We start from the raw sequence: 17,840 nt of genomic DNA, 5'->3' as shown, positions 1-17,840 counted from the left end.
ATATTTAAGGAGGTGATCCAGCCGCAGGTTCCCCTACGGCTACCTTGTTACGACTTCACCCCAGTCATGAACCACACCGTGGTAAACGTCCCCCCGAAGGTTAGACTATCTACTTCTGGTGCAGCCCACTCCCATGGTGTGACGGGCGGTGTGTACAAGGCCCGGGAACGTATTCACCGCGACATGCTGATTCGCGATTACTAGCGATTCCGACTTCATGGAGTCGAGTTCCAGACTCCAATCCGGACTACGAACAGCTTTTAAGGATTCGCTCCAGGTCGCCCCTTCGCTTCCCTCTGTACCGTCCATTGTAGCACGTGTGTAGCCCTACCCGTAAGGGCCATGATGACTTGACGTCGTCCCCGCCTTCCTCCGGTTTGTCACCGGCAGTCTCCTTAGAGTCCCCACCATAACGTGCTGGTAACTAAGAATAAGGGTTGCGCTCGTTACGGGACTTAACCCAACATCTCACGACACGAGCTGACGACAGCCATGCAGCACCTGTACCAGTGTTCCCGAAGGCACACTCGCATCTCTGCAAGCTCCACTGTATGTCAAGGGTAGGTAAGGTTCTTCGCGTTGCATCGAATTAAACCACATGCTCCACCGCTTGTGCGGGCCCCCGTCAATTCCTTTGAGTTTTAATCTTGCGACCGTACTCCCCAGGCGGTCAACTTATCGCGTTTGCTGCGCCACTAACTTTCTCTATAAAGCCAACAGCTAGTTGACATCGTTTACAGCGTGGACTACCAGGGTATCTAATCCTGTTCGCTACCCACGCTTTCGTGCCTCAGTGTCAGTATTAGGCCAGGCAGCCGCCTTCGCCACTGGTGTTCCTTCCGATCTCTACGCATTTCACCGCTACACCGGAAATTCCACTGCCCTCTCCTATACTCCAGTCCAGCAGTCTTATCTGACCAGCCTAGGTTAAGCCCAGGAATTTCACAGATAACTTACCAAACCACCTACGCACCCTTTACGCCCAGTAATTCCGATTAACGCTCGCACCCTCCGTATTACCGCGGCTGCTGGCACGGAGTTAGCCGGTGCTTCTTCTGTGGGTAACGTCAATCCAGTCAGCTCTTAACCAACTGAACTTCCTCCCCACCGATAGTGCTTTACAACCCTCAGGCCTTCTTCACACACGCGGCATTGCTGGATCAGGGTTCCCCCCATTGTCCAATATTCCCCACTGCTGCCTCCCGTAGGAGTCTGGGCCGTGTCTCAGTCCCAGTGTGGCTGTCCATCCTCTCAGACCAGCTACCGATCATAGCCTTGGTAAGCCCTTACCTCACCAACTAGCTAATCGGACGTAGGCTAATCTTAAAGCGCCAGGCCATAAGGTCCCCAGCTTTACTCCAAAGAGCATATGCGGTATTAGCCCGAGTTTCCCCGGGTTATCCCCCTCTCTAAGGCATATTCCTACGCATTACTCACCCGTTCGCCACTCGCCATCAGTCCAGCAAGCTGGACCATGCTGCCGTTCGACTTGCATGTGTTAGGCATGCCGCCAGCGTTCAATCTGAGCCAGGATCAAACTCTTCAGTTCAATACCTAGCGCTAGTCTACACTAGCTTCTTTTCTTCAAGCACTCCAAATTCCTTCAAAGCGCCCACACAGTTTGTCTTCTAACTTCTTAATGAACTCGCCCCAAAAGCGTCTGCACATTCTAACCATTTCTCATCTACTGTCAATCGCTTTTTTTACTTTTTTTGAAAAAAAGATTTTTAAGCCGTCCTTAATAAATACAGTCTGGCAATCCTTTTTCCTGTTTGAATAAATTCGATCAAGAAACGATAAAACGCAGTATTTTTTGTTTATTTTATATACAATCTAAATAAATATAGAATACAATTTGTTTTAGGTCAAGTCATCTTGTTTAAAATTATCATCATTTTAAACTGCTTTTTCCAAGTGCAGCTTAGCAATTCTTCTTTTTCCCACTTGGACGATATAAGTTTTACCAAGAGATAATACCAGAGCAGTGTCTGTAATTTTTTCTCCGTTTATTTTTACAGCACCTTGTCTAATCAATCTTATAGACTCTGATGTGCTTTTCGTCAAGTCAGATTGTTTTAATAATTGAGCGATGGTTGTTGACTCGGAACACTGGAGTCTTTCTTCCTGTAAATCGGTCGGTATTGCCCCCTTTTGAAAACGTTCAATAAAGTCTTTATATGCCATTTCAGCTTGATGTGCATTATGAAAGCGGGCCACAATTTCTTTTGCAAATTCGACTTTTACATCCCGCGGATTTGCTCCTTGTTCAACTTCACTTTTTAATCGATTTATTTCATCGCTTGTTTTAAAACTTAACAAATCGATGTATCGCCACATTAACTCATCTGAGATGGACATTAATTTACCAAAAATTTCCACAGCAGGCTCATGAATACCAATATAATTATTAAGTGATTTAGACATTTTTTTAACACCATCCAATCCTTCAATCAATGGTGTCATCATAATGACTTGCGGCTCATAACCATAATGCTTCTGCAATTCTCGCCCCATAAGCAGATTAAATTTTTGGTCTGTACCGCCTAACTCTATATCTGCTTTTAAGGCCACAGAGTCATAGCCTTGTAACAAAGGATAAAGAAATTCATGTATTGCTATCGGTTGTCCGGACGCGTAACGTTTATGGAAGTCATCACGCTCAAGCATTCTTGCTACAGTATAAGTCGCGGCAAGACGTATGATATCAACTGCATTAAACTGGCCAAGCCATTGAGAATTAAACATCACTGTCGTTTTCTCAGCATCCAGAATTTTAAACACCTGATCCTGATATGTTTTTGCATTTTGCAATACTTCTTCCTCGGTTAAGGGCTTGCGAGTCACATTTTTGCCTGTAGGATCGCCTATTCTGGCTGTAAAATCACCAATCAAAAAAATAATATTATGACCATACTGCTGAAACTGGCGTAATTTATTTAACAAGACGGTGTGCCCTAAGTGTAAATCAGGGGCTGTCGGATCAAAGCCTGCTTTAATGGTTAAGGGTTTACCTTTCGCTATTTTTTTTTCAAATTCCTGTTCTGGAAGCACTTCTTCACAACCGCGAAGCAACTCGGTATAGATGGATTCTTCTATTCTCATTACATCAAAACCTTTTTTAATGATTGACCTATCTTCTTTCAGCCGGTATCTTAGCCCGGTTAATGTTTTCCTGCCAGAGTAACGGCTTATATTTCTTTACTAGGGTTTGTGAACATTTCGCCAGTTTAAGCTGAAAAATCGAGATTTTCGAGCATAGCTGCAGTATATAGGCTGTGAAAAATAGAAAATCAAGATTTTGAGGTCATGATAATAAAAATACCGACAGACCTACAGGAATAAAGGTAGATATGGAGCAGCGACAAAGAGCATCAGTTGAGCCACATAAAAAGCCATCCAGGCTTGTTATGCTGCTTGCTTTATGCATAGCCTTTTCTTTGCCCTATCTGCTGGTAAAAACTTTTTCCCATCCTCAAAACGCAAAACTGACAAATCAACCTCTTTCATTACCAAAACCGCAAAAGACAGAAGAGGAAACGCATAAAGATTCCATAGAAGATAATGAATGGCAAATGGTAAAAACGCAAAGTGGTGATTCTCTTGCTACGGTTTTTAATCGATTAGGCCTGTCTGCCAAAACATTACACACTATCATGAAAGACAACCCTCATGCCAAAACCCTTTCCACATTAAAGCCAAATCAGCAACTGCAATTTCTTATTCATCATAAAACATTGGAAAAACTCATTGTTCCTTTCACCACCATGCAATTTATTGTGGTATATCGTGATGGCGATACTTATCGCACGAAAATCAATTCCCGTAAAATGAACTCTCATAACCATTATGTCACTGCAACAGTAAAGGGATCTTTATACGGAACGGCCAAGCGGCTTAACATCCCTTATAAACTCATTCGGCAAATGACGGAAATCTTCAACTGGGAAATCGATTTCTCTAAAGATGTCAGGGCAGGTGATCAGTTCAGCATTATATATAAGGCCTTTTATATAGAAGACAAATTAGTGGGAACAGGTGATATTATTGCCGTGAGCTATACTACCAAAAATAACCGTTACCAAGCTATACGCCATACTAACACCGAAGGCGAATCGGATTATTTCACCCCTCAGGGAACAAGCCTGAAAAAAGCTTTTAACCGTTATCCTGTAGCATTCAGTCACATCAGCTCAACCTTTTCGCTATCCAGGAAGCATCCTGTTTTACATTATAAAAGAGCCCATAAGGGCGTTGATCTGGCAGCGCCTTTGGGAACTCCTATCCATGCCACCGGTGACGGTGTCATTGAAATCATCGACCGTCATAACGGCTACGGAAACATGATAAAAATCAAACACAATAAAACTTATAGCACAATATACGCGCACATGCTGAAATTTCAAAAAGGTCTGTCAAAAGGCTCAAAAGTCAAAAGAGGCCAGGTGATTGGTTATGTGGGGCAATCCGGCCTGGCCACAGGACCTCATTGTCATTACGAATTTCGTATCAATCAAAAACCAAAGAATCCAACTACAGTTCCTTTGCCACAAGCGGCTTCCATACCCACTAAAGAACTCGCTTCTTTTAAAGCCAATGCTAATACCTTACTGGCTCATCTTAAACTTTTCGAAGAAGCCTCCCTTGCCAGTACAGATAAAAATCATGTAAACTTGGGCTAAAGCACCGAATGATTTAAAAGTGCCCAGCCAATATTTAGCCCTAGAGTAGAGCAATTGTATTGATTTATATACCATTTCTACGCCCTATGGCTATCCTCGAGTCCAGAAATCTCTCAGTATTACTTTCGAATTACTGTCAAATATTTAAGTAACCCCAATTCGGAGTTTTAAGTAAATAAATAACGACAAACCGTCACAGCCGCCACAACACCGGCAAAATCAGCTAAAAGACCTGCAGGTATAGCATGACGCGTGCGTTTTACACCCACCGCTCCAAAATACACGGCCACCACATAAAAGGTCGTCTCTGTACTTCCCATCATTGTGGCGGCCGTTTTACCAATAAAGGAATTACCTCCATAAGTATCAATGAGCTGTGCCATCATTCCTGTTGAAGCACTTCCAGAAAAAGGACGTATCATTGCAAGAGGCAATAATTCAGAAGGCATACCGATTGCAGATAGTAAAGGAGAAAAAATATAATTCATTAACTCAAAGAAACCGGAAGCGCGTAACATACCAATGGCCACCATCATGGCAATCAAATAAGGAATAATACGGACACTTGTTTCAAATCCTTGTTTTGCTCCATCAATGAAAACATCAAATACATTGATTCGTTTTAATGCTCCATAAAGAGGTATTCCTGCCACAAAAGCAAGAAAAATCCAGTTTGAAATCTGATTCGCATAGGCAATCATCATTCACCTGTAGATTTAATTTTAAAAAAAGGTAATCTTGCAAATTGCTTAACCGCAATAATTGCAACTACAGTTGACGCAGTCGTTGCAACAAGAGAGCTGAATATCACCTCGCTTGGATTTGTACTGCCGTGGGCGGCTAAAAACGCAATAGCAGTAACCGGTAAAAGCTGAACACTTGAGGTGTTTATGGCAAGAAAAGTGCACATTGAATCGGAGGCAACCGTTAAATGAGTATTGAGCTTTTGCAATTCTTTCATCGCTTCCAATCCAAAAGGAGTGGCAGCATTTCCCAGGCCAAGCATATTTGCTGAAATATTCATGACCATAGCCCCCATTGCCGGATGTTCTATAGGTACCTCCGGAAAAAGCCGGCTTAAAATGGGCTTAAGCCATTGTGCAAAGCGAGTGACCAATCCCGATGCTGAAGCAATGGCCATGATTCCTAGCCATAAAGCCATGATGCCTGTTAAACCAAGCGCTACCTCAAATCCCAGTTTGGCCGAATCTGTGGCGGCCTGAACAACTTGATCTATTCTTCCTTGAAACATCCCGACGATAACCGAGAGCACAATCATTCCTAACCAAATTGCATTCAGCATTGTTGCCTCCAGATTTCCTGCAGGGTAGTATGTCAGATAAAAACACTAAAAAATACCATGATTCGAAAAAATATAACTCATCCATCAACCCATTTAAATCAAAACAGCTCAAGAAAACATCTATTTTCTTTCAGCATACAAGAACACCTTGCATTGTTTAAAAAACAAAAACACAACCATCAATCCATGGTTATAGCGAGAGGATTTTTAATCATATTTGCAGTCATCTTATTTTCATCACAAATTTTTGCAAAAACCTCACCGCAGATTGAACAGCAAGCTAATAAAGCCATTGAGCAACTATACCACAGTCTTGACGGCTTATATAAGACCACCATGCCAGAGAGAATTGAGTGGATAAGTGCACAGTTTAAAAACAAACCTTATCTTCTTGGGGCTCTTGGGGAAGGATATACAGCACGTTTCGATCAGTTTCCTCGCTATCGCACCGATGCCTTTGATTGTGCCACTTATGTTACAACGGTAATGGCAATTGCTTTGGCAAATAATACAAAAACTTTTGAGCAGTGTCTGAAACAAGTACGGTATAAAAATGGCCGCCGCTCATACATCCATCGTAATCATTTCACTTCTCTCGACTGGAATGTGAATAATCAGTCCCAGGGATTTTTGCAGGACATTACTTTAACAATTAAAAACCATCAGGATAAGCCCATTGCCCAAATAGCCAAGGCAGTCATTAATAAACCTGCTTGGTATCAATACAAAACAACAGTGCATATACGTCTTCACCCGGAACATCAGCAAGAACAACAGAATCGGCTTGAGGAATTAAAAACAAAAGGACAGTCGCTGGAAATTCGCGAAGCAAAAATTCCATATCTTCCTTTAAATGAATTATTTAATAACAAGAAAGAAGCAAATCATTATATATTTAAACAAATTCCTCATGGAGCAATCATAGAAATTATAAGACCAAACTGGGATTTACGTGAAAAAATAGGCACCTGCTTAAATGTATCACATATAGGCTTTGCTATCTGGTCTAATGGCATTTTATATTATCGTGAGGCATCCTCCACAGAAGGAAAAGTTATTGACATCCCATTAATTAGCTATCTCAAAAACACGCTTGACAGCCCTACCATTAAAGGAATCAATGTACAGGTTATAAAACCTCAGACGCCATTTGAAGGTCAGTGTAAAATAAATTGATGTAAAAAAATCTGCTTGCTAAATGGTTGAAGATTGTTTTGAACCAGGGAGTAGAGTTATTACGAAATTCCAGGGCGGAGTTTTTTAACATTTTTCCATCTTGGATAAAACCAGGGGAATGTCAACAGACCCTAATAAAACCTCAACGTGACGTAAGCATCGTGCCTAAACTTTGATAAATGGTATCTCGCTAAGGACGATGCTTACATCAAGTTGAGGTTAATAAAATATTATTTTTTAATTTCGGTGTTTTTCTTTGTTTCTTGAACCATAGACATCATGGCCTTCTCAAAAATATGAAAAGATTTTTGCATATAGTCTAAGGCCTTATGACCATTTTCAACGGCAAGATTGATTTGTTTTTCCCAAATTTCTTCAGGATTTTTTAATTTTTGAAAATCTTCAGGCTTTAAATAAGTCAAGTCTTGTAAAGTCTTAACATTAAGTTCAGCTATAGCTTGAAATGGTTCCTGCATTTTTTTTGCAAAATCATTCCATCTTTCATAAGCAGCTTGTGTCATCATTATCTCCTTTATGTTGCATTGCACAATAAAATTGTAGTGCATCTATGATGAATAAGTCAAATGGTATTTTTTATTTTTTTGCATATCATTCACTCAAGTTACGAGTCATTCACTTCGATTTATTAAAAAAATTTTGCCACTGCTGCATGACGGTTTCCAATTGCTCGCTCCAGGCTTCTGTGGCTTTTTGATAAGGAGTAGCCTGCAAAGGTTTATCCATTGTAGCAAGCATTTGTTCCATCATTGTTTTTAATGAATGATGCATGGGGTGATGAGCCAGACAAATGATCTGACGCAACATGTAGGATGATAAAAATTGCGTTGCACCGGCTTCCATTTCAACGATGATTTGTAACAGTGTGGAATTCGTCAAATCCTTTCCCGTAGAAGAATCAATCACTTTAAAAGGAATTCCTTCTACGACATAACGCTCTAAATTCTCAATCGTAATATACTGACTGATTTCAGTATCATATAAACGACGATTCTTATATTTCTTAATTAGTCTTGACATAAAACACAACCCCTGAATCAATAAGCCGACTTACCATTAAAGATGTAAAGCAAGAAATTATTCCATGTATAAACCACCATTGATGCAGAGGTTACTGCCCGTAATATAACGGCTTTTTTCGTCGATTAAAAAGGCAACGGCCCAGGCAATTTCTTCAGGTTCTGCCAGACGCCCGGCAGGAATCTGTTCAATAATATTTTCTAAAATATCAGACCTGATCTTTTCCATCAATCGTGTATTCACATAACCTGGTGATAAAGAATTGACGGTAATATTTTTACTCATAAGCTCCTGGGCAAGCGTTTTCGTAAAACCATAAATGCCGGCTTTGGAAGATGAATAATTTGCTTGAGAAAATTGTCCTTTTTGTGCATTAACCGAAGAAATATTGACGATGCGCCCGTACTCCCTATCCCGCATATACCCAACCACATGGCGAGTTACATTAAAGATGCCATCCAGATTCACGGTCAAAACATCATCCCACTGCTTCTTTGTCATTTTATAAAAAACCGCATCTTTTGTGATTCCGGCATTGTTAATTAACGCATCGATATGATCAAAATCATCAATGATTGAATCGATCACCTTTTTACATTCATCAAAATCCGTCACGTCCAAGCGGCGATAACTAACGTTTTTAATTCCTTGTTTTGCTAACTTTTTTTTCCATTGTTCCGCCTCTTCTGGAGAAACAATATCCAGAGCAATCACATGCGTGCGTTTATCACTGATTTGTCGGGTAATAGCGGTGGCAATATCACCTGTTCCTCCGGTAACCAGTACGATGTTAACGGCTTTCATTTAATTATCCCTAATATTAATTAAGATTGATAACATCCCCGCCAAAGTCATTTTGACGGGACATAACCGGTTTATTCATGCTACATATATTGACCGCCATTTACATCCATGTTAGCTCCTGTAATAAAATCACTTTCTTCGGATGCAAGAAAGGCAACAGCATGAGCCACATCTCTTGGCAAACCTAATCGCCCAACAGGAATATTGGCAATGATAGCATTCATGACATCCTCACTAACCGAAGCCAACATTGGCGTCTCAATGTATCCTGGGGAAACTGTGTTTACCGTAATTCCCTTTGCGGCTACTTCTTGCGCAAGGCTTTTACTAAAGCCATATAAAGCAGATTTACTTGAAGCATAATTACATTGTCCAAACTGTCCCTTCCGACCATTTATTGAGGAAATACTAATGATACGACCGTACTTTTTCTCAATCATCATCGGTAAAACATTCCGTGTCATATTAAAGACACTGGTTAGGTTAGCATCAATCACATCCTGCCATTGTTGGGGTGTCATTTTTTTCAGACTGATATCTTTTGTAATTCCGGCATTATTGACCAGAACATCAATACTTCCATAACGTTCCATAACCAGCGAGGTTATTTTTTCACAGTCGGAAAAATCGGATATATTACCGTACACGATATCGATTTCATAACCTGCTCTTTTTTGCTCTTCCTGCCACTGCTTGGCTTGCTCATGCTGGCCATTTTTATAATAGCAAGCGATCACCCTGTAATCTGCAGCCAAATGTTGGCAGATGGCAGTACCTATGCCACCTGTACCTCCGGTTACAACAACAATCCTACGATTCATAAACTACTCCTTGTCATTTCTCAAAATACCTGGACTTATAAACCGAATGACAATTTTTAATATTGTCAACGAATTCCAGTATAGCTTATTGAAAAAGATTCGCCCATACAAAATACTTCCAGCTAATATATTTTAGGGAATATCTCTAATTTTACGCTTAAAATTAACTATAAATCTCTTTCATCAGGCCAAGAACATCCAATCTCATTTGTTTTAACTCAAATTTTCCCTCTTGTATAACGCTCTGATGCAAAGCAGCATGGTAACTCCGATAAGCCTTGTTTAATATTTTAAATTGTTCCTCAGGCAGAATCCCCAGACGATATAATTTTTCCATCTGAGACAAAGGATGAATCAAACGTGAAAAAATGGGCTGGGCAGCACGTAATATCAAAAATTGCAACAAAAATTCCAAATCAAACAAACCTCCTGGAGCATACTTTACTTCATCCCCCCTCTGAAAATGATTTATTTTAGCCCGCATATCCAATATATCTTTTTTAAGCTGCTTCTCATCTCTTGGCAAACTTAAAACATACTTTTTTAAATGATTAAAAGATCGGCGGAAATGTGGACTACCTAAAAGAACCCGGGCTTTTACCAGTGCCTGATGTTCCCAAGTCCAGGCATGGGTCTTTTGGTAGTCAATAAAAGTATCTAAATGACTAACGAGAAGACCGGCAGACCCTGAAGGTCTTAAACGAGTATCCACCGAATATAAAATACCTGCCTGAGAACGAGTCATTAACATATGCAATATTTTCTGGGTCAATCGGGTCACCAGACTTTCCTCGGATGATTTAGCCGTATGCAAAAAAACCAAATCCAAATCAGAAGCATAATTCATTTCCCGACTTCCTGATTTGCCATAAGCAATGATGGCAAAATTGGATTGGATATGAGAAATGTCAGGATATTTTTCAGAAAGCTGCTCGCAGGCAAGGATAAATAATTCACCTACAATAATCTCGGCTACATCGGACAAGAATCGACCTATTCTTACAGCATCCTCTCGGTGATAAACTTCTGCTCTTGCTGCCAGTAACCAATGAGTCAATTTAAACTGGCGCAGTATTTCCTCTTTCAACTCCGGTTCATTACTATGAGCTAACTGGGCTTTTAGCAAGTCGGCCAGTTGTTTTTTTGATAAAGGCTTCCAGTTTTTATCCTGATCCAGCAAAATTTCAAGTAAAAAAGGCTGGCCAACCAATAAAGAAGAAATAAAAGGACTATGGGCAAACCAAAACAAAAGTTCTTTAAGAACAGAGGGATTTTCCGTCAATAAAGCGAGATAAGCGCTGCGTGTTACAATATTTTCCAATAGTTGTATAACTTGCAACAAAATCTTATCCGTCTCTTCGTATACCGATAACTCAGTCAAAAGAAGAGTCATGAAGCGATCCAAACGTATTCTGGCGGTCTGGGTTAAACGGCGACAACGCGGGCTGTGCCTGAAGGCATGAATCATTTGATAGCAGCGCTCCGGCTCTTTAAAACCAATACTGGCTAACCAATTGACGGCCATGTTTTGTTCTATATGCCCATGCCAAATATTGGCCAATTGCTTTGTCAGTAATCGTTTTTCATCTTCATACACATCCATTTTTTTTAAAACTGACTGAAACGAATGGCTGATGATTCTTTGATATTGCTGTATTCGTTGAAAGAAATCCTCCCAGTTTGTGTAATGCATGGCATAGGCTATCTGTATTTTTTTAATCGGCTCCTCTGGCAGGCAATGAATTTGTTGATCATTTAAAATCTGCGAGACATTTTCAAGTCGTCTTAAAAAAAGATAGGCTTGTTTTAGTGCCTCTGCCCTGTCGAGAAGCCGCTCTTTTCTTAGGATAGATAAGGCATTCATTGCATTTTGCTGGCGAAGTTGGGGCATGCGGCCTCCCCGGATTAATTGCACACTTTGAATGATAAACTCTACCTCTCTTATCCCTCCCTGACCACGCTTGATGTCATCAAGTCTCGGGTCAAGTTTCACCTCACGCTCTATCATAGCTTTCATGCTTCGCAAGGACTCAATCACACTAAAATCCACATAACGGCGATAAACAAAAGGATTAATGATTTGATAAAGAGTTTTACAGGCATTTTCATCCACCTGCTGAATAACTCGTGCTTTAACCATGGCATAACGTTCCCAGTCTCTACCCTGCTCTTGATAATAGGTCTCCATAGCTGCAAGGCTGCTGACCAAAGGACCGCTTTCCCCGTTAGGACGCAAACGTAAGTCGACTCGAAAGACAAAGCCTTCGGGGCTGATATTCTGCATACATTGAACGAACAGTTGTATTACCCTGGAATAAAATTGCTGATTGGAAATCTGTTCTTTTCCATCGGTTTCTCCATTAGCTGAAAAAGCAAAAATCAAATCAATGTCTGAAGAAAAATTAAGCTCTCTGCCACCAAGTTTTCCCATGGCCAAGGTTAATAAATGACTTGTTTTGCCTTGAGAGTCACGCGGAGTGCCAAAGCGTGTTTTCAGTTGATGTTGGCAATAATCCAGGCAATGCAGAATCAATGCATCAGCACAGTCAGACCAGGATAACAGCGTCTCTTCGGTTACCGCTATTCCGGCAAGCTCACGCAAGTAAACTCTCAATAAATGTTTATGTCGAAACAATCTTAGCACCTTCGCATATTGAGGCTGTGGTGTATCAAAAGAGATATGAGATAACATGGACTGATAGGCAGAACGGCCCAAGGCATGTTGTAAATTATCTTCAGCCAATAATTCCTGAAGTAATGCTCTGTGTCTGAAAGCATAATCGCTGGTTAACAGCAAACGATGGACAGCATCAATGCAAGGATGAGAAACATCAGCAAAATATTTTTCAATTAATAAGAGTTTGGAGCGCAATATGTCAGGGATTTCTTGAGTTGTCAGCATAGAATCGATTATAAGATAGAAAAAATGTTGCGATACAAATCACAATGTATGCCGTGGCAGCTAAAAATTCAACGCATTTCGAGAACGATATCGCAGAAAACATTCTCCATTGCAATAAAGCCTCGAAAAAAATCTTGTGGATTTGGCGGGCAAAGTAATCGGCCACATGCCCACCAATGCTTTTTACAGCCATGAATTAATGAAAACAACCCACACCATCATATCCAATAACCTGGCATTTTTTAAATCCGGATTGATCCAGCTGATAGGTTGTTTTTCCATAAAAAGCAAGGATTTTTCCATCCTTCATTTGCTGGATAAGGGGATGGCGAAAATCATCTGCAGACTCACAACTAGTATTGATGGCTTCCCATACAGCATTTTTGGCTTCTATTTTTTCCTTCGCTGGTTTAAATAAACCGTTTGAGCAAGATGCCAAGGTTGATTCAGAAATAGAAGGGGCGGATAACAATAGCTCATAACCGGTAAGCGTTGTTAAAACTGCGCTTTCTGCATCGAGAATACCGTGACCACAAGGTTTTTTACCTACACAGGATCTGTTGCTGTCCTCGGTTTGGCCAAAATCATGCGTTGTGGTATACAGTATCTGTTCAATATCCCGCGGTAATAAAGAATCATTTATCGCAAACAGCAGGCCTGCGACACCGGCAACGTGGGGTGAAGCCATACTGGTTCCCTGATAAAAGGCAAAACCGGAATGATGATAGCCGCCACCCTGATTGACTGTGGATAAAATACCGCCTGTGTCTCCATATCGTTTGTCACCTCCAGGCGCTGCCAGAGTTACCCCAGGACCATAATTGGAATAATAGGCGCGATAACCCTCAGGACCTGTAGAAGCCACTTTAACAGTACCGTTGCATACAGCAGGCGCATTATAGTGTTCCCAACGATTATCATTTCCAGCAGCAACTACAATAACGGCTCCCTGGCTTCGAGCAAATTTAATGGCTTCCTGCAAGGCTTCATCACAATGATCAATTTCCTTACCCGGCGCTTCATCTACTCCAAAACTCATATTAAGGACTTTCGCCGGATAGGGATTTTCAGGAATTCCGGGCACATCCCCGCCAACAGCCCAATAAATACCATTTATTACAGAACTTTCATAAAACATTCCTGAGGCATCAGGTATTTTAACGGTCAATACTTTAAGGTGCTCACCCATTCCCATCATCACATCACCATATCCAGCGATGGTTCCAGAAACATGAGTTCCATGATAAGACGCTGTTTCATCGGAAAGGTTTCTATTATTACCGGCAAAATTCCACCCCCAAATACTACCGTTTTTATCTTTTATTAAATTGGGCATGAGACTGTCATTAGGCTCTACTCCTGTATCTAAAACCGCTACCACAACAGGCTTTTTAGCCTGACCGGTGGTATAAGCCCAGGCACCATCGCGTCGACCAGGCGCTGATTCCAGCATGATCCCAGCCGGAGGCGTAAACTCATCCCACTGCACATCATGAGAGAGCACATTTTCGTAAGGTTTGCTTTCTGTTTCAGGTAAAGGTTTAAAATACCCTACTCTGTCTTTCACGGCATACAAAACATCAGGGTTTTTCCTCAGATTGCGTAATAGGATTTCGCTTGGATCACTATGCTGTTGCAAATCTTTTATCGACGAGGGTATGTTAAAACGAACGCTATAGGCACCGCCTGCCATTGGCGACAGAGAATCAACCGATAATCCAGTTATTTGTTTAAGTTGAGTCTGAAGGCTTAACAGGCTTGGAGGCGATTTTTTATATTTTACAATGAAACGAATACTTGTTGTATCTGCAGCCTGTGTCTGAAAAATAAAAATGAACAAGATGAGTCCCAGCAATCCCAATTTGCATTTCATAAGCATCTCCTTACTGATTCAATTTTTCAGTATAGCGACAATGATTCAGATTACCAGCATTTTAAATAATGAACGCTTTCTAAGCTTCTCTCCCCTAATACTCATAGATTTCTCATTAATGACTATAATTTATATAAAGTGTGTATAAATACTGACATTAACAATATTCATTTAACATTAGATTTAGAAAAAGAACAAAAAGAAGAACTTCGCTCAAACGTAAATTTAAATCAATAGGCATTAAATCTTTATGGTTTGAAGACACGAGAAGGTTTCATCAAAAAAGTCAGACAATTTGACAGATCCTCAGCCTTAAATTAATTTTAAAAGACTCTTTGCAGTCATTAAGATAAAAAAATGAAAGAACTTATTCTCGCGACAGGCAATAAAGGTAAAATTTCAGAGTTAACTGCTCTTTTAGCTCCTATAAAATGTATTCAGCAAGTTTCTTTAGGCATTCCTGAGGCCAAAGAAACCGGGGCAACATTTATTGAAAATGCCCTTCTCAAAGCTCGACATGCATCATCCCTTAGCCATAGGCCTGCCTTGGCAGATGATTCCGGCTTGGTGGTTCATGCTCTTCAAGGTGAACCTGGCATTTATTCTGCACGTTATGCAGGAAAGGATGCTACTAATACAGAGAACATTAAAAAATTACTTAAACAGCTTGAAGATACACCCGATGAACAACGATCAGCTTATTTTTATTGTGCTATTGTTCTCATCCAGCATGCCTCTGATCCCGCTCCGTTGATTGCCACTGGCAAATTAAACGGCTTTATTACCCGGCAACCGGCAGGCTCTGAAGGGTTTGGCTATGATCCTGTTTTTTATATTCCTTCTCAGGAATGTACGGCAGCACAGTTGCCATCTCGAATTAAAAACAGCATCAGTCACAGAGCACAGGCTTTAGCAAAATTGCGCGAACAATTATGACAAACAGTACATTTAAAATCCGACTGATGCCTTTTGAACAACTTGATCTGCAAATGCTGTATGATATTCTGGCCATGAGAAACAGGGTATTTATTGTGGAGCAAAATTGCCCATATCAAGATATTGATTATGAAGATCAGAACGCCTTGCATCTTTTAATCCATGATAAAGATCAACTCATCGCCTATGCCCGTGTTTTTATCAATGAAACCGAGAAAAAAGCAAGTTTTGGACGCGTACTGACAGCCCCTTCTCATCGGGGAAAAAAAATCAGCAAACAATTGCTACAATTTTTAATGAATTATTTTAACAAACATTGTCCCTCTTATGATATTTCAATTTCTGCACAATATTATCTCCTGGATTTTTATCGCTCCTTTGGTTTTATCGAGCAAGGAAAATCTTATGATCTCGATGGCATCCAGCATGTTGACATGGTAAAGCCCCATGAATGAAAATCTTGATACGCTTTTTGCCAAAGCCAGACAGTTTCAATACGAGAGTCAATTGCCTCAGGCCATTCAATGTTACCAACAAATCTTAGAAGAGAATCCTGAACATTTGTCGGCCTTAAATTACATAGCTCTTGCCTATGCACAGCTTGGAGATATGGAAGAGGCCATCAGATATTTAAAACGGGCCTTAAAACAGGACCCAGATCAAGCCAGCCTGCATAATAACATCGCCAATGCCTACCGTAACATAAATGATTTAAGGACAGCCATTCAGCATTACCAGCAAGCCATTCAACTGGCTCCGGATTATGCCCAGGCCCATAATAATTTAGCCGCCATTTATGATCTGCAAGGGAATTTTCATCAAGCCTTGCGACATTATAAACAGGCCGTGCATGCTGAGCCTGATTTTACAGCCGCTCATTTTAATCTAGGATTATTACTGCTTAAAAAGCATGAATTGCGCGCGGCCAAAACTCAATTCCGAAATGTATTGACGCTGAATCCCGAACACCTTGATGCCCGCTTTTTATCCGGTGTTTTATACCTTGAAGATGAGCAGTTATCGGAAGCAGAAAAAGCTTTTAAACAGGTCTTAGACATGAATCAGGAACATGTAGAAGCCATTACCAACCTTGGGGTCATCGCCTTGAAACGAAACAAGGCTCAGGAAGCCATTCATTATTTTACTCAGGCCTTGGCTCTGAACAATGAACATATAGAAGCACGAAATAACCTCGCTTCCACTTTTATGCACCATGATCGGTTTGAAAATGCCTTAATGCATTATGATGAGCTTTTAAAAAAAGAGCCTGATAATATTGAATATCATTATAATTCTGGTGTGGCGCAAATGGCTCTTGGACATTTGAACGAGGCCATTGAGCATTTTGAGCACATTCTAAGTCTTAATGACGCTCATTTTGCCGCGCTTAACAATCTTGCCGCCATTTACATCCGACTTGATGATAAGGAAAAAGCACGCTCCCTCCTTAAGCGCGCTGTACAAGCCAATCCCAAAGATGCTGCCAGTCGCCACATGCTCCAGGCATTGCTTGGAGAAGCCGTCAATGCTTCATACAGTCCTGAATATGCCAATCATCTTTTTAATAACTATGCCCTATATTATGATCAGCATATGCAAAGCCGTTTGAATTATGCCGTTCCTCAACAAATTGGCAAAGTATTGCATCAATTAAATGTTTTATCGGTGAATAATGTTTTGGATCTGGGCTGCGGAACAGGCTTATCCGGTGTGGTTTTGCGTGAGATAAGCCAGCTCTTAACCGGTGTTGATATCTCTGCTAAAATGCTGGCACAGGCGAAGGAAAAACAAATATATGATCAGCTCATAGAGGCTGAACTGATACAATTTTTAAAGAAAGACAAGCAATATTATGACTTGATTGTTGCTGCCGATGTATTACCTTATTTTGGCGAACTTCAAACTTTATTTACTTTGATTCATCAACGTCTGGAGCAAGAAGGTTTATTTATATTCACCACTGAAATCAGCACAGACAAACCGTGGCAATTGCAGACAAGTGCCCGTTTCAGTCATCAGGCCGAATATATTGAATCGCTCTGTAATTCCTTAAATTTCTCCGTCGAGAGCCGACAAGTTATAACCGCAAGATTACAGGAAAAAGCCGATCTGAAAGTATATTTATATGTTATCCGCAAATTATAGGAAATTTAAAAAGAAATGATAGAAACTTAATGCAAATTTCTGTTTATTTTGTTATTATAGTGTACAATTTTTATATACTTAATGTTTCGTTCCAGGAATGTCGTCTAAATTACCCCGAACAGAAATTATTCCACAATTTAAACCAGTTTTTATATCAGGATTA

General features: G+C 40.5%; 14 protein-coding genes and 1 rRNA gene. 5 read left to right on the top strand and 10 right to left on the bottom strand.

Translation table 11 applies throughout. The features are described 5' to 3' along the window. Positions 1-5: 5 nt before the first annotated feature. Both E4T55_RS12425 and tyrS read right to left on the bottom strand, forming a co-directional pair. A 16S ribosomal RNA gene (locus E4T55_RS12425) occupies positions 6-1,549 on the bottom strand. A gap of 347 nt (positions 1,550-1,896) precedes the next feature. Next, positions 1,897-3,102, bottom strand: coding sequence for a tyrosine--tRNA ligase (tyrS, locus tag E4T55_RS12420; RefSeq protein ID WP_058502773.1), 1,206 nt, complete (start codon positions 3,100-3,102; stop codon positions 1,897-1,899). A gap of 248 nt (positions 3,103-3,350) precedes the next feature. Here tyrS and E4T55_RS12415 point away from each other — a divergent pair, with 248 nt between their 5' ends. After that, positions 3,351-4,679 (top strand): peptidoglycan DD-metalloendopeptidase family protein, encoded by a 1,329-nt coding sequence (locus tag E4T55_RS12415; protein ID WP_058502774.1) that lies wholly within the window; start codon positions 3,351-3,353, stop codon positions 4,677-4,679. Between the two features lie 167 nt (positions 4,680-4,846). On the opposite strand, the gene E4T55_RS12410 is transcribed toward E4T55_RS12415, so the two are convergent. Both E4T55_RS12410 and E4T55_RS12405 read right to left on the bottom strand, forming a co-directional pair. Further along, a complete protein-coding gene (locus tag E4T55_RS12410) occupies positions 4,847-5,380 on the bottom strand; it encodes a spore maturation protein (RefSeq protein WP_058502775.1) in 534 nt (177 codons plus the stop codon). Next, positions 5,380-5,982 carry a nucleoside recognition domain-containing protein gene (locus E4T55_RS12405; protein WP_058502776.1) on the bottom strand — a complete coding sequence of 201 codons (603 nt, stop codon included), beginning with the start codon at positions 5,980-5,982 and terminating at the stop codon, positions 5,380-5,382. Before E4T55_RS12405 ends, E4T55_RS12410 begins: the two co-directional genes overlap by 1 nt. A 57-nt stretch (positions 5,983-6,039) precedes the next feature. Between E4T55_RS12405 and E4T55_RS12400 the strand changes: the two genes are divergently transcribed. Next, positions 6,040-7,158, top strand: a complete 1,119-nt coding sequence (locus E4T55_RS12400; protein WP_223168256.1) for an N-acetylmuramoyl-L-alanine amidase-like domain-containing protein — start codon at positions 6,040-6,042, stop codon at positions 7,156-7,158. A gap of 230 nt (positions 7,159-7,388) precedes the next feature. Here E4T55_RS12400 and E4T55_RS12395 read toward each other — a convergent pair whose 3' ends face one another. The 6 genes from E4T55_RS12395 to E4T55_RS12370 form a co-directional block, all read right to left on the bottom strand. Then, a complete protein-coding gene (locus tag E4T55_RS12395; RefSeq protein WP_058502777.1) occupies positions 7,389-7,679 on the bottom strand; it encodes a phasin family protein in 291 nt (96 codons plus the stop codon). A gap of 112 nt (positions 7,680-7,791) precedes the next feature. Beyond that, positions 7,792-8,196, bottom strand: coding sequence for a polyhydroxyalkanoate synthesis regulator DNA-binding domain-containing protein (locus E4T55_RS12390; protein WP_058502778.1), 405 nt, complete (start codon positions 8,194-8,196; stop codon positions 7,792-7,794). A 57-nt stretch (positions 8,197-8,253) separates the two neighbouring features. Next, complete coding sequence (phbB, locus tag E4T55_RS12385) at positions 8,254-9,000, bottom strand: acetoacetyl-CoA reductase (protein ID WP_058502779.1); 747 nt, start codon at positions 8,998-9,000, stop codon at positions 8,254-8,256. 80 nt (positions 9,001-9,080) lie between these two features. Next, positions 9,081-9,821 (bottom strand): acetoacetyl-CoA reductase, encoded by a 741-nt coding sequence (gene phbB / locus E4T55_RS12380; RefSeq protein WP_058502780.1) that lies wholly within the window; start codon positions 9,819-9,821, stop codon positions 9,081-9,083. Positions 9,822-9,984: 163 nt separating this feature from the next. After that, entirely contained in the window at positions 9,985-12,723 is a 2,739-nt protein-coding gene (gene glnE, locus E4T55_RS12375) for a bifunctional [glutamate--ammonia ligase]-adenylyl-L-tyrosine phosphorylase/[glutamate--ammonia-ligase] adenylyltransferase (protein WP_058502781.1), read from the bottom strand. A 196-nt stretch (positions 12,724-12,919) separates the two neighbouring features. Next, positions 12,920-14,596, bottom strand: a complete 1,677-nt coding sequence (locus tag E4T55_RS12370; RefSeq protein ID WP_115325216.1) for a S8 family serine peptidase — start codon at positions 14,594-14,596, stop codon at positions 12,920-12,922. Between the two features lie 357 nt (positions 14,597-14,953). Here E4T55_RS12370 and rdgB point away from each other — a divergent pair, with 357 nt between their 5' ends. Genes rdgB through E4T55_RS12355 form a run of 3 tightly spaced genes read left to right on the top strand, consistent with a single transcriptional unit; the run spans position 14,954 to position 17,677 of the window. Continuing rightward, positions 14,954-15,532 carry an RdgB/HAM1 family non-canonical purine NTP pyrophosphatase gene (gene rdgB / locus E4T55_RS12365; RefSeq protein ID WP_058502783.1) on the top strand — a complete coding sequence of 193 codons (579 nt, stop codon included), beginning with the start codon at positions 14,954-14,956 and terminating at the stop codon, positions 15,530-15,532. Next, on the top strand, positions 15,529-15,987 hold the full coding sequence (locus tag E4T55_RS12360; RefSeq protein ID WP_058502784.1) for a GNAT family N-acetyltransferase: 459 nt from the start codon (positions 15,529-15,531) through the stop codon (positions 15,985-15,987). The genes rdgB and E4T55_RS12360 overlap by 4 nt, the downstream gene beginning before the upstream one ends. Next, positions 15,980-17,677, top strand: a complete 1,698-nt coding sequence (locus E4T55_RS12355; RefSeq protein ID WP_058502785.1) for a tetratricopeptide repeat protein — start codon at positions 15,980-15,982, stop codon at positions 17,675-17,677. The genes E4T55_RS12360 and E4T55_RS12355 overlap by 8 nt, the downstream gene beginning before the upstream one ends. Positions 17,678-17,840: the final 163 nt, after the last annotated feature.

This window comes from Legionella israelensis, assembly GCF_004571175.1.
Lineage (GTDB): Bacteria > Pseudomonadota > Gammaproteobacteria > Legionellales > Legionellaceae > Legionella_D > Legionella_D israelensis.
The sequence above is the reverse complement of the archived record's forward strand: the minus strand, read 5'-3'. Positions and strand labels throughout refer to the sequence as shown.

Bases quoted from the DNA above. Each gene is read 5' to 3' on its own strand.
- tyrS (WP_058502773.1), bottom strand. From the start codon at position 3,102: ATGAGAATAGAAGAATCCATCTATACCGAGTTGCTTCGCGGTTGTGAA.
- E4T55_RS12415 (WP_058502774.1), top strand. From the start codon at position 3,351: ATGGAGCAGCGACAAAGAGCATCAGTTGAGCCACATAAAAAGCCATCC.
- E4T55_RS12410 (WP_058502775.1), bottom strand. From the start codon at position 5,380: ATGATTGCCTATGCGAATCAGATTTCAAACTGGATTTTTCTTGCTTTT.
- E4T55_RS12405 (WP_058502776.1), bottom strand. From the start codon at position 5,982: ATGCTGAATGCAATTTGGTTAGGAATGATTGTGCTCTCGGTTATCGTC.
- E4T55_RS12400 (WP_223168256.1), top strand. From the start codon at position 6,040: ATGATTCGAAAAAATATAACTCATCCATCAACCCATTTAAATCAAAAC.
- E4T55_RS12395 (WP_058502777.1), bottom strand. From the start codon at position 7,679: ATGACACAAGCTGCTTATGAAAGATGGAATGATTTTGCAAAAAAAATG.
- E4T55_RS12390 (WP_058502778.1), bottom strand. From the start codon at position 8,196: ATGTCAAGACTAATTAAGAAATATAAGAATCGTCGTTTATATGATACT.
- phbB (WP_058502779.1), bottom strand. From the start codon at position 9,000: ATGAAAGCCGTTAACATCGTACTGGTTACCGGAGGAACAGGTGATATT.
- phbB (WP_058502780.1), bottom strand. From the start codon at position 9,821: ATGAATCGTAGGATTGTTGTTGTAACCGGAGGTACAGGTGGCATAGGT.
- glnE (WP_058502781.1), bottom strand. From the start codon at position 12,723: ATGCTGACAACTCAAGAAATCCCTGACATATTGCGCTCCAAACTCTTA.
- E4T55_RS12370 (WP_115325216.1), bottom strand. From the start codon at position 14,596: ATGAAATGCAAATTGGGATTGCTGGGACTCATCTTGTTCATTTTTATT.
- rdgB (WP_058502783.1), top strand. From the start codon at position 14,954: ATGAAAGAACTTATTCTCGCGACAGGCAATAAAGGTAAAATTTCAGAG.
- E4T55_RS12360 (WP_058502784.1), top strand. From the start codon at position 15,529: ATGACAAACAGTACATTTAAAATCCGACTGATGCCTTTTGAACAACTT.
- E4T55_RS12355 (WP_058502785.1), top strand. From the start codon at position 15,980: ATGAATGAAAATCTTGATACGCTTTTTGCCAAAGCCAGACAGTTTCAA.